General features: G+C 62.5%; 11 protein-coding genes. 5 read left to right on the forward strand and 6 right to left on the reverse strand.

What is annotated here, in order from left to right:
• From I5W_RS24040 to I5W_RS24055, 4 genes are all read left to right on the forward strand, one after another.
• On the forward strand, positions 1 to 726 hold a 726-nt coding region (locus I5W_RS24040; RefSeq protein WP_044531142.1), incomplete at its 5' end, for a Tim44 domain-containing protein.
• Positions 727 to 915: 189 nt separating this feature from the next.
• Positions 916 to 1,524, forward strand: a complete 609-nt coding sequence (locus I5W_RS24045) for a ubiquinone biosynthesis accessory factor UbiJ (protein ID WP_017452474.1) — start codon at positions 916 to 918, stop codon at positions 1,522 to 1,524.
• Positions 1,524 to 3,098: a ubiquinone biosynthesis regulatory protein kinase UbiB gene (ubiB, locus tag I5W_RS24050; protein WP_044531143.1), complete on the forward strand. Its 1,575-nt coding sequence runs from the start codon at positions 1,524 to 1,526 to the stop codon at positions 3,096 to 3,098. Before I5W_RS24045 ends, ubiB begins: the two co-directional genes overlap by 1 nt.
• Positions 3,099 to 3,159: 61 nt before the next feature.
• The gene (locus I5W_RS24055) at positions 3,160 to 4,653 is read left to right on the forward strand and encodes an MFS transporter (protein WP_044531144.1); all 1,494 of its coding nucleotides are present in this window, start codon (positions 3,160 to 3,162) and stop codon (positions 4,651 to 4,653) included.
• Between the two features lie 69 nt (positions 4,654 to 4,722).
• Here the strand turns inward: I5W_RS24055 and trpC are convergent, their stop codons facing one another.
• The 6 genes from trpC to rpe form a co-directional block, all read right to left on the reverse strand.
• Positions 4,723 to 5,523, reverse strand: a complete 801-nt coding sequence (trpC, locus tag I5W_RS24060) for an indole-3-glycerol phosphate synthase TrpC (protein ID WP_017452469.1) — start codon at positions 5,521 to 5,523, stop codon at positions 4,723 to 4,725.
• A gap of 17 nt (positions 5,524 to 5,540) precedes the next feature.
• Positions 5,541 to 6,578, reverse strand: a complete 1,038-nt coding sequence (trpD, locus tag I5W_RS24065) for an anthranilate phosphoribosyltransferase (protein ID WP_044531145.1) — start codon at positions 6,576 to 6,578, stop codon at positions 5,541 to 5,543.
• A gap of 26 nt (positions 6,579 to 6,604) precedes the next feature.
• Positions 6,605 to 7,180 (reverse strand): aminodeoxychorismate/anthranilate synthase component II, encoded by a 576-nt coding sequence (locus I5W_RS24070; protein WP_017452467.1) that lies wholly within the window; start codon positions 7,178 to 7,180, stop codon positions 6,605 to 6,607.
• Positions 7,181 to 8,677 (reverse strand): anthranilate synthase component I, encoded by a 1,497-nt coding sequence (gene trpE, locus I5W_RS24075; protein WP_044531146.1) that lies wholly within the window; start codon positions 8,675 to 8,677, stop codon positions 7,181 to 7,183.
• A gap of 351 nt (positions 8,678 to 9,028) precedes the next feature.
• Entirely contained in the window at positions 9,029 to 9,709 is a 681-nt protein-coding gene (locus I5W_RS24080; RefSeq protein ID WP_044531147.1) for a phosphoglycolate phosphatase, read from the reverse strand.
• A 48-nt stretch (positions 9,710 to 9,757) separates the two neighbouring features.
• Positions 9,758 to 10,423, reverse strand: coding sequence for a ribulose-phosphate 3-epimerase (gene rpe, locus I5W_RS24085; protein WP_044531148.1), 666 nt, complete (start codon positions 10,421 to 10,423; stop codon positions 9,758 to 9,760).
• Positions 10,424 to 10,659: 236 nt separating this feature from the next.
• Here rpe and apaG point away from each other — a divergent pair, with 236 nt between their 5' ends.
• Positions 10,660 to 11,034, forward strand: coding sequence for a Co2+/Mg2+ efflux protein ApaG (gene apaG / locus I5W_RS24090; RefSeq protein ID WP_017452463.1), 375 nt, complete (start codon positions 10,660 to 10,662; stop codon positions 11,032 to 11,034).
• Positions 11,035 to 11,044 lie beyond the last annotated feature (10 nt).

Genomic DNA, 11,044 nt, shown 5'->3' on the forward strand with positions numbered 1-11,044 from the left:
AGCCCCTGGCGCAACGTGCTGGGTGGCGCATTGCTGGGCTTCGCCCTTGGTGCGCTGATGTCGCACTTCGGTATCGGTGGCGCCATGGGCGGCATGTTGGGTTCGCTGCTGACCATCCTGCTGCTGTGCGTGGCGGTGATCTTCCTGGTGCGCCTGTTCGCCCGCGGCCGACAAGCGCAGAGCAACAACCCGGCCTATGCCACCCCGATGCCGGGCGTGAGCCCCATCGGTAGCGCTGCCGGCGCCACGCCGGAAATCGGTTCCGGCCTGCGCGACATCAACCCGCCGCCCGCCGCGTTGCCAGGCGCCGGCTATGCAGCCAGCGCCCAGCCTGCGCAGATCCAGCACTGGGGCATCCCCGAGGGCTTCGACACGGCCGGCTTCGTGCGCAATGCCAAGACTTATTTCATCCGCCTGCAGGCGGCCTGGGACCGCGCCGACGTCAACGACATCCGCGAATTCACTACCCCCGAGATGTTCGCCGAGCTGCGGATGCAGTTGACCGAGCGCGGTGCCGCGCCCAATGCCACCGATGTGGTGCAGCTCGATGCCGAACTGCTGGGCATCGAGACCATGGCCTTCGATTACCTGGCGACCGTGCGCTTCCAGGGCCTCATCAAGGAAGCGCCGGATGTCTCGGCCGAGCCCTTCGCCGAGATCTGGAACCTGTCCAAGCCGCTCAACGGCAGCGGCGGCTGGGTGCTGGCCGGTATCCAGCAGATCTAGATCGCGCCGGACAGGCGGTGCTGGATCAAGGAACACGCAGCCCGCAAACCTTGTCCCTGCGCCAAGCTGGTACACTTGAAACCGCCCGGCTTTTGCGGGCGGTTTTGTTTTTGCGGCGGTGAATTGTTCACCGTATTACCGTGGCTGTATTGATCTCTGTCTCTCTGGCCCAACCCGATTCTGGAATCCATGTCCGTGCTGCCTGATCCGACCACCCTTGCCCTCGATCCGATGAAACCTGCTGCTGCGGTCATCAACCATCTGCTGGCGCAGGAGCCATGGGCGCGCAGCACGCTCATGGCCCATGCCGGCAAGGTCGCCTGCATCGATACCGGTGTCATGCCACTGCGCCTGAAAGTCAGCGGTGACGGCTACCTGCAGGAAGTGCCGGCCGATGCGCCGGCCAACGTCACCATCCGTCTGAAGCTCTCCGATCTGCCGCTGATCGCTGCCAACCGCGAGCGCGCGGTGTCCTACGTCAAGCTGGAGGGCGATGCCGATTTCGCCAATGCCATTTCGCAATTGAGCCAGAAGCTGCGCTGGGATGCCGAGGATGACCTGTCCCGCGTGGTGGGCGACGTCGCTGCCACCCGCATCGTCGCCGGTGCGCGCGAGCTGTTCGATGCGGCCCGCAATACCGGCCGCAAGCTGAGCGAAAACCTGGCCGAGTATTTCCTGGAAGAACAACCGATGCTGATCCGCCCCCGCCAGTTGCAGGATTTTTCTGCCGACGTCGTGCGCCTGCGCGATGACCTGGAGCGCCTCTCCAAGCGCATCGAGAAACTGGAGCGTCGTTGATGCTGCTGCGTTCCATGCGTCTATTCAAGATCATCCGTGTGGCCATTCTCTATGGCCTGGATGAAATCATCGCCGCCGAATTCGCGCCGCCGCGCATCGCCCGCATCATCAATCGCGTCTTCTTCTGGCGCGACCTGTCGGCGCCACGCGGTGAGCGTTTGCGGCGTGCGCTGGAAGACCTCGGTCCCATCTTCATCAAGTTCGGCCAGGTGCTCTCGACCCGGCGCGACCTGATGCCGCCCGACATCGCCAACGAACTTACCTTGCTGCAGGATCGCGTGCCGCCCTTCAGTTCGGAACTGGCGGTCAAGCAGATCGAGAAATCGCTGGGTGCGCACCCGGACCAGCTCTTCGCCAGCTTCGAACGCACCCCGGTGGCCTCGGCCTCGATTGCCCAGGTCCACTTCGCTACCTTGAAGGATGGCAAGCAGGTCGCCGTCAAGGTGCTGCGTCCGGGAATGCGCGACATCATCGATCACGATATCGGCCTGATGCACGTGGCCGCCGACTGGCTGGAACGCCTGTGGGCAGATGGCCGGCGCTTGAAGGCCAAGGAAGTGGTGGGCGAGTTCGACAAGTACCTGCACGATGAGCTGGACTTGATGCGTGAAGCCGCCAACGCCAGCCAGCTGCGGCGCAACTTCGCCGAGTCGACGCTGTTGATGGTGCCGGAGATGTATTGGGATTATTGTTCACCTTCGGTGATCGTGATGGAGCGCATGTACGGCATCCCCATCTCGCAGACCGAGCGCCTGCGCGCCGAAGGAGTCGATCTATCCAAGCTGTCGCGCGATGGGGTGGAAATTTTCTTCACCCAGGTATTTCGCGACGGCTTTTTCCATGCCGATATGCACCCCGGCAATATCCTGGTGTCGGTGGCGCCGGAGAGCTTTGGTCGCTACATCGCGCTGGACTTCGGCATCGTCGGCACCCTCAACGACTTCGACAAGGATTACCTGTCGCAGAATTTCCTGGCCTTCTTCCGCCGCGACTACAAGCGCGTGGCCGAGGCCCACATCGAATCCGGCTGGGCGCCCAAGGATACCCGCGTCGATGAACTGGAAGCGGCGGTGCGGGCCTGCTGCGAACCGATCTTCGACCGTCCGTTGAAGGATATTTCCTTCGGCCAGGTGCTGCTGCGCCTGTTCCAGACTTCGCGTCGCTTCCATGTCGAAGTGCAGCCGCAACTGGTGCTGTTGCAAAAGACCCTGCTCAACGTCGAAGGCCTGGGCCGCCAGCTCGATCCTGATCTGGATCTGTGGAAGACCGCCAAGCCTTATCTGGAGCGCTGGATGAGCGAACAGATCGGCTGGCGTGGTTTCATCGAGCAACTGAAGGTGGAAGTGCCGCGCTACAGTCGCCTGCTGCCCGAGCTGCCGCGTCTGGCGCACCAGGCGCTGACGCGCTATACCGAAGGCGAAGGCCAGCCGCAGAATACCGAACTGATCCGCAAGCTCCTGGCCGAGCAGCGCCGCACCAATATGCTCTTGGGCGTGATCGTCTATTTCGGTGGCGGACTGATCGGCGGCATCATCGTGGTGCAGTTGTTGATGCACCTGCTGAGATTCTATTGATGTAAATGGTATAAATAATTTCCATAAGCAAAGCGCCGGCAGATGCCGGCGTTTCGCATGGATGACCAGAAAAGCAGAGGCAGAGAACGTGGGAACCAACGACAACAGCTTGTCCGACGCACGCGTGCGCATGTTGCCCTACATCGTGGCGGCGACCTTCTTCATGGAGTATCTCGATACCACCATCATTGCCACCGCCTTGCCGGAAATGGCCAAGACCTTCGGGGTCGGCCCTAACGAACTGAGCCTGGGCATGACCGCCTACATGCTCACGCTGGCGGTGTTCATTCACATCAGCGGCTGGGTGGCTGACCGCTTCGGTTCGCGCACCGTGTTCGGCCTGGCCATTGCCATCTTCACTTTCGCTTCCATCCTGTGCGGCATGTCGCAGAACGTCTGGGAGTTCACCGCGGCGCGTGTGCTGCAAGGTCTGGGCGGGGCCATGATGGTGCCGGTCGGGCGCATGATCGTGGTCCGCAGCACCAGCAAGGAAAGGTTGATGAAAGCCATCGCCACCATCACCTGGCCGGCCATCGCCGCGCCCGTGGTGGGGCCTTCCATCGGTGGCTTCATCACCACCTATGCCTCGTGGCACTGGATCTTCCTGATGAACGTACCGTTCGGTATTGCTGCCTTCAGTGCGGTGATGCTGGTGGTGCGCAATGAGCACGGGCAGGGCAAGCGGCCGCTGGATGTGATCGGCTTCCTGCTCTCGGGCTCGGCGCTGACTTCGCTGCTGTATGGCACCGAGATCGCCAGCCACATGGAATCCAACGTCAAGGTGGCGCTCGGCTTCGTGGCCCTGGGCATCGTGCTGGGCTGGTGCGCATGGTGGCACATGCGGCGCATCGAGCATCCGCTGCTGGATTTTTCCAACCTGCGCATTCCCACCTATTCGGTTACCGTCTTCACCGGTTCGCTCACCCGCATCGGCGTGGATGCGGTGCCTTACCTGATGCCGCTGATGTTCCAGATCGGCTTTGGCTTGACCGCCTTCCAGTCGGGCTTGCTGCTGCTGGCCACCGCTCTCGGTAATCTGGGCATGAAGGCGTTTACCACGCGCATCCTGCAACGTTTCGGTTTTCGCCGCGTGGCGCTCAATAATGCGGCCATTGCCGGCGGTCTCATCATCGCCTGCGGTCTGTTGACGCCGGGCACGCCGCTGCCGCTGATCCTGGGGGTGATCTTCTGCTACGGCTTGTCGCGTTCGATGCAGTTTTCTACCTTGGCCACGCTGGCCTATGCGGATATCAGTGATGCCCGCAAGTCTTCCGCCAGCACGCTCTGGAGCGTGGCTCAGCAGATGACCATCGGCATGGGCATCGCCTTCGGTGCGCTGGCCTTGCGCATTGCCGCCTGGTTGCGCGGCGATATGGTCGATGTGGTCGGTGCGGGCGGTGCCAGCGGCGCGCATTTCACGCTGGGCGATTTCCAGTGGGCCTTTGCCATGGCCGGTGTGGTCACGCTCATGTCGGTGCTCGGCTATCGCGGCCTGGCACCGGATGCCGGCAGCAATATCGGGGGCGGGATGCGGGCCGTGCAGGGCAAGCGTTAAGCGCCGGGTCAGCATAAAAAAACCTCGCACCGGCGCAGACCGGGCGAGGTTTGTTGACGTGCGGGAAGATCAGGCGAACAGGCGCGCCAGCTCCACACCCGGCTCGGGCGCCCGCATGAAGGCTTCGCCGACCAGGAAGGCGTGCACGTCGGCATCGCGCATCCGCTTGACGTCGTCGGGCGTGGCGATGGCCGATTCGGTCACCACCAGTTTTTCCGGCGGGATGCGCGGCAGCAGGTTCAGGGTGGTGTCCAGCGTGGTTTCGAAGGTGCGCAGGTTGCGGTTGTTGATGCCCAACAGACGGGTCTTCAACTTCAGGGCCGCATCCAGTTCGGCGCTGTCGTGCACTTCCACCAGCACGCTCATGCCCAGTTCGTGGGCGCAGGCTTCCAGGTCGGCCATCAGGCCATGGTCCAGTGCGGCCACGATCAGCAGGATGGCGTCCGCACCCCAGGAGCGGGCCTGGTAGATCTGGTAATGATCCATCATGAAATCCTTGCGCAGCGCCGGCAGGGCGCAGGCGGCGCGCGCTTGCTTGAGGTATTCCGGCGAGCCTTGGAAGAATTGTTCATCTGTCAGTACAGACAGGCAGGCCGCGCCATGTTCGGCATAGCTCACCGCAATCTCGGCCGGCTTGAAGTCGGGGCGGATCACGCCCTTGGAGGGCGAGGCCTTCTTGACTTCGGCGATCACACCGGCCTGGCCTGCGGCGATCTTGTTGCGCAGGCCTTGTTCGAAGTTGCGCAGTTCCGAGCGCAATTCGCTGTCGGATTCCACATCGCGGCGCAGGCTGGCCAGGTCGCGCTGCTTTTGCGCAATACGGATTTCCTCAGCCTTGACGGCCAGGATCTTGTTGAGGATGTCAGACATGTTGCTCCTTGTCGGTTTCAGTGTTTGCCGCCGAGCTGGCGCGTGACCTGCACGAACTGCTCCAGCTTGGCACGGGCCGCGCCCGAAGCGATGGTGGCGCGCGCAGTGGCCAGCCCCTCGGCAATGGAGGGCGCCACACCTGCCGCATACAGGGCCGTAGCGGCATTGATGACTACGATGTCATGCACCGGGCCGGGTTCCCCGCGCAATGCCTCGAAGATCTTTTCCTTCGATTCGGCGGCGTTGGCGACCTGCAGGTTGCGGCTGGCAAACATGGACAGGCCGAAGTCTTCCGGGTGGATCTCGTATTCGCGGATCTCGCCATGGATGAGCTCGCCCACCATGGTGGCGCCGCCCAGCGTGACTTCGTCCAGGTTGTCGCGGCCCCAGACCACGATGGCGTGCTGCGCGCCCAGGCGTTGCAGCACGCGCACCTGGATACCGACCAGGTCGGGGTGGAACACGCCCATGAGGATGTTGGGGGCGCCCGCAGGATTGGTCAGGGGGCCGAGGATGTTGAAGATGGTGCGCACGCCCAGTTCCTTGCGCACCGGCGCGGCGTGCTTCATGGCGGCGTGGTGGTTGGGGGCGAACATGAAACCGATGCCGGTCTGGGCGATCGATTGCGCCACTTGCTCGGGTTGCAGGTTGATGTCGGCACCCAGGGCTTCAAGTACGTCGGCACTGCCGGAGGAGGACGAGACGCTGCGCCCGCCATGCTTGGCCACGCGCGCACCGGCCGCGGCCGCCACGAACATGGAGGCGGTGGAAATGTTGAAGGTATGCGCGCCATCGCCGCCGGTGCCGACGATGTCGAGCAGGCCGGTGGTGTCGGCCATCGGCACCTTGGTCGCGAATTCGCGCATGACCTGGGCGGCGGCGGCGATCTCGCCGATGCTTTCCTTTTTCACGCGCAGGCCCATGGTGAGGGCGGCGATCATCACCGGCGACATCTCGCCGCTCATGATCTGGCGGAACAGCGTCAGCATTTCATCGTGGAAGATTTCGCGGTGTTCGATACAGCGCAGCAGCGCTTCTTGGGGAGTGATAGGCATGGGGTGTCTCTTATTGTGTGATGGTTTCAGCCGTGGGCGCTGCCGGTCAGGAAGTTCTTGAGCAGGGCGTGGCCGTGCTCGGAGAGGATGGACTCGGGGTGGAACTGCACGCCTTGCAGGTCGAATTGCTTGTGGCGCACGCCCATGATTTCGCCGTCATCGGTCCAGGCCGTCACTTCCAGGCAATCCGGCAGGGTGGCGCGGTCGATGGCCAGCGAGTGGTAGCGAATCACGGTGTAGGGCGAGGGCAGGTCCTTGAAGACACCCACGCCGGTGTGGGCGATCTTGGAGGTCTTGCCATGCATGACCTGCTTGGCGCGGATGATGTTGCCGCCGAAGGCTTCGCCGATGGCCTGGTGGCCCAGGCACACGCCGAGGATGGGCAGCTTGCCGGAAAATTCCTTGAGCAGGTCCACGCAAATGCCGGCTTCCTTGGGGCTGCAGGGGCCGGGGGAGAGGCAGATGCGCTCGGGGTTCAGTTTCCTGATGTCATCCAGCGTGATCTCGTCATTGCGGATGGTCAGCACCTCTTCGCCCAGCTCGCCGAAGTATTGCACCAGGTTGTAGGTGAAGGAGTCGTAGTTGTCGATCATCAGCAGCATTTAGATTTCTCCGTCCAGGCCATCTTGCACTTGTTCAGCAGCGCGCAGTACGGCACGCGCCTTGTTTTCGGTTTCTTCCCATTCCATTTCCGGCACCGAGTCGGCCACGATGCCGGCCGCGGCTTGCACGTACAGGGTGCCATCCTTGATGACGCCGGTACGGATGGCAATGGCCACATCCATCTCGCCGCCGAAGGAGAGATAGCCACAGGCGCCGCCATAGATGCCGCGCTTGGTCGGTTCCAGTTCGTCGATGATTTCCATGGCGCGCACCTTGGGGGCGCCCGAGAGCGTGCCGGCCGGGAAGGTGGCCTTGAGCACATCCAGGTTGGACATGCCGGGCTTCAGGATGCCTTCGACGTTGGAGACGATGTGCTGCACGTGGGAATATTTTTCGATCACCATCTGGTCGGTGACCTTGACGCTGCCGGTGGTGGCGATGCGGCCGATGTCGTTGCGGGCCAGGTCGATCAACATCACGTGTTCGGCGATTTCCTTGGGATCGGCCAGCAGTTCGCGCGCCAGCTGTTCATCGCGTTCGATGGTGGAGCCGCGCGGACGGGTGCCGGCCAGCGGGCGGATGGTGATCTTTTTCTGGCCGTCGCTGATGGATTCGTTGCGCACCAGAATTTCTGGCGAGGCGCCGACGATCTGCATATCGCCGAAGTTGTAGAAGTACATGTAGGGCGAGGGGTTCAGCGAGCGCAGCGCGCGGTACAGCATCAGCGGCGAATCCACGTAGGATTTCTTCAGACGCTGGCCGATCTGCACCTGCATCAGGTCGCCGGCCATCACGTATTCCTTGGCGCGGGCCACGGCTTTCAGATATTCATCCTTGGGGAATTCGCGGATGGTCTCGGTACGTACCGAACCGGTGGTCACGGGCGCATCGGCCGGGCGGCGCAGCATGGCGCGCAGGTCGCGCAGTCGCTGGCGGCCACGGGAGAAGGCTTCCGGTTGGCTGGGGTCGGCGTAGACGATCAGGTAGAGCTTGCCGGAGAGGTTGTCGATGACGGCCAGTTCTTCGGTCAGCAGCAGCTGGATGTCGGGCAGGCCCAGCGTATCCTTGGGGGCGCTGTCTTCCAGGCGTTTCTCGATGTAGCGCACGGCGTCATAGCCGAAGTAGCCGGCCAGGCCGCCGCAGAAGCGCGGCATTCCGGGGCGGATGGCGACCTTGAAGCGGGATTGGTACTCGGCGATGAATTCCAGCGCATTGCCTTCGGCGGTTTCGATCACCACGTCATTCTTGAGCACTTCGATCTGCTTGCCGCTGCAGCGGATCTTGGTGGAGGCGGGCAGGCCGATGAAGGAATAGCGGCCGAAGCGCTCGCCCCCCACCACTGACTCCAGCAAGAAGGTGTTCTTGCCGGTGTGGTGGCTCTGGGCCAGCTTGAGATAGAGCGTCAGCGGAGTTTCCAGGTCGGCGAAGGCTTCGGCGATCAGGGGGATGCGGTTATAGCCTTCGGTGGCCAGCGATTTGAATTCGAGTTCGGTCATGTTTCACTCCAGACCGCTATTGTAGGGTACGCGGGCCTGGCCGCAGACCGATGTGCACCCGCCATGAAGCCATGGACGCGATGCACGCGGATGCAGCAGACAGGTGCGGACTCTCGTCAGCGGTGTCGTTAATGGATTACGGGAAATGCGGAGGATGCGGTACCACAACAAACGACCCGGCACGCAGGTGCGGCCAGGTCCAGGCGTCATTTACTGCGCCTGGAATTGCCAGCGTCGCCACAGCCAGGCCTCAGGGGCGGCTGTCGGTTGAGCGGTTCGTTTGTTGTTACGAAACATTGATGTGGGTCGCGGTTGGATCTTTGGTCTATCGACCGGTAGCCTGACAGGGTGTCAGTCCACCGAGATTTGCTGCGCTGCTTCTACAAGCGTCGAAACTATACCATCCGAATCAACATTGTGTATAGATTCACCGTGGTTGTATCCATACGGAACATTCAGGACACGGCATCCCGCCGCACGGGCGGCCTGGGCGTCGTTGCTGGAGTCGCCGATGGCCACCACCTGCGCCGGTTCCAGGCCGAAATCCTGGCATACCTGCAGCAGCGGCATGGGATCCGGCTTCTTCTTGGGGAAGGAATCGCCGCCATAGACGATCTCGAAGAAGTCGCGCAGGCCCTTCTTCTGCAGCAGCGGCACGGCAAAGGCCAGCGGCTTGTTGGTCACGCAGGCCAGGCGCAGGCCCTTGCCGCGCAGGGCTTGCAGGCCTTCGAGCACGCCCGGGTAGAGTGAGGAATAGTCGCCGTTGATGGCCAGGTAATGCTCGGTGTAGCTCTCCAGCGCCTGCTGGAAATATTGTGCCGCTTCATCCTCTGCATAGTCCACGGCCAGCACGCGGCGGATCAGGTTCTCGGTGCCCTTGCCGACGAAGTTGACGATGGTTTCCTGGGACAGGGGTGTCAGTCCCAATTCTTCACGCATCCGGTTGACCGCCACATGGAAGTCGGCCGCCGTATCCAGCATGGTGCCGTCCAGATCGATGATGGCAGCCTTGATATTGGTCAGATTCTTCATATGCCCTGGAAACCTCGTTGTTGGTGCGTCTGGCGCAGGGAAGTGGGATCAGACTTGCGCCAGTTCGGCGCGCATGGCGTCGATGACGGCCTTGTAGTCCGGCTTGCCGAAGATGGCCGAACCGGCCACGAAGGTGTCGGCACCGGCACGGGCCGCAGCGGCGATGTTCTCGACCTTGATGCCGCCATCGACTTCCAGCAGGATGTCGCGGCCGGATGCATCGATGCGGCGGCGGACTTCGGCGATCTTCTTCAGGGCTTCCGGGATGAAGGATTGGCCGCCGAAACCGGGGTTGACCGACATGATCAGAACCATGTCCAGCTTGTCCATCACGTGGTCCAGGTAGTGCAGGGGCGTGCCGGGGTTGAACACCAGGCCGGCCTTGCAGCCATTGTCGCGGATCAGTTGCAGCGAGCGGTCGATGTGTTCCGAGGCTTCCGGGTGGAAGGTGATCAGGTTGGCGCCGGCCTTGGCGAAATCGGGGATGATGCGGTCCACGGGCTTGACCATCAGGTGCACGTCGATGGGCACCTGCACATGCGGGCGGATGGCTTCGCACACCAGCGGGCCGATGGTCAGGTTGGGGACGTAGTGGTTGTCCATCACGTCGAAGTGGATGAAATCGGCGCCAGCGGCGACGACATTGCGCACTTCTTCACCCAGGCGGGCGAAATCGGCGGACAGGATGCTGGGGGCGATACGGTAGGTCGGCATGGCTGTAAAGAAAGGATGGCTGAATCGACATTGGCCGCCGGGGCAGGCGCGAGAGCGGCAAAACCGCTATTCTACCTTGCTGGCTAGCCTGCCAGGGTTGCCACGGCGGCCACACTTGCCCCACGACACGCATCGGCTTGCGCTGCGTGCTGAATTCGTGTGCAATCCGGGATGGCCGCAGCACATCGACTTTCGAGGCTCAGGCGGCCCGCCACATTCACAACACAGGAAACCCCATGGCAGCGTATGAGTTCACGGTGACGGTCAAGACCCAGTACCTGGAGGAACAATCCGATCCATCGCGTTCGCACTACGTGTTCGCCTATGCGATCAGCATCGTCAATTCGGGAACCGTGCCGGCCCAGTTGATCTCGCGCCACTGGGTCATCACCGATGCCAACAACCACGTCGAAGAGGTGCGCGGGCTGGGCGTGGTGGGGCATCAACCCTTCCTGCAGCCGGGCGAGCAGTTCGAATACACCAGCGGCACCGCCTTGAAGACCCCCCAGGGAAGTATGCATGGTGAATATTTCTGCGTGGCCGAGGATGGCGAGCAGTTCGACGTGCGCATTGCCGAGTTCGTGCTCTCGCTGCCGCGCACGCTGCACTGAATTTTCTCCA

It is taken from the genome of Herbaspirillum sp. B65, assembly GCF_000333555.1.
Lineage (GTDB): Bacteria > Pseudomonadota > Gammaproteobacteria > Burkholderiales > Burkholderiaceae_D > Herbaspirillum > Herbaspirillum rubrisubalbicans.

Excerpts from the sequence above, each read along its gene's own strand:
- I5W_RS24045 (WP_017452474.1), top strand. The coding sequence starts at position 916 with ATGTCCGTGCTGCCTGATCCGACCACCCTTGCCCTCGATCCGATGAAA.
- ubiB (WP_044531143.1), top strand. The coding sequence starts at position 1,524 with ATGCTGCTGCGTTCCATGCGTCTATTCAAGATCATCCGTGTGGCCATT.
- I5W_RS24055 (WP_044531144.1), top strand. The coding sequence starts at position 3,160 with ATGACCAGAAAAGCAGAGGCAGAGAACGTGGGAACCAACGACAACAGC.
- trpC (WP_017452469.1), bottom strand. The coding sequence starts at position 5,523 with ATGTCTGACATCCTCAACAAGATCCTGGCCGTCAAGGCTGAGGAAATC.
- trpD (WP_044531145.1), bottom strand. The coding sequence starts at position 6,578 with ATGCCTATCACTCCCCAAGAAGCGCTGCTGCGCTGTATCGAACACCGC.
- I5W_RS24070 (WP_017452467.1), bottom strand. The coding sequence starts at position 7,180 with ATGCTGCTGATGATCGACAACTACGACTCCTTCACCTACAACCTGGTG.
- trpE (WP_044531146.1), bottom strand. The coding sequence starts at position 8,677 with ATGACCGAACTCGAATTCAAATCGCTGGCCACCGAAGGCTATAACCGC.
- I5W_RS24080 (WP_044531147.1), bottom strand. The coding sequence starts at position 9,709 with ATGAAGAATCTGACCAATATCAAGGCTGCCATCATCGATCTGGACGGC.
- rpe (WP_044531148.1), bottom strand. The coding sequence starts at position 10,423 with ATGCCGACCTACCGTATCGCCCCCAGCATCCTGTCCGCCGATTTCGCC.
- apaG (WP_017452463.1), top strand. The coding sequence starts at position 10,660 with ATGGCAGCGTATGAGTTCACGGTGACGGTCAAGACCCAGTACCTGGAG.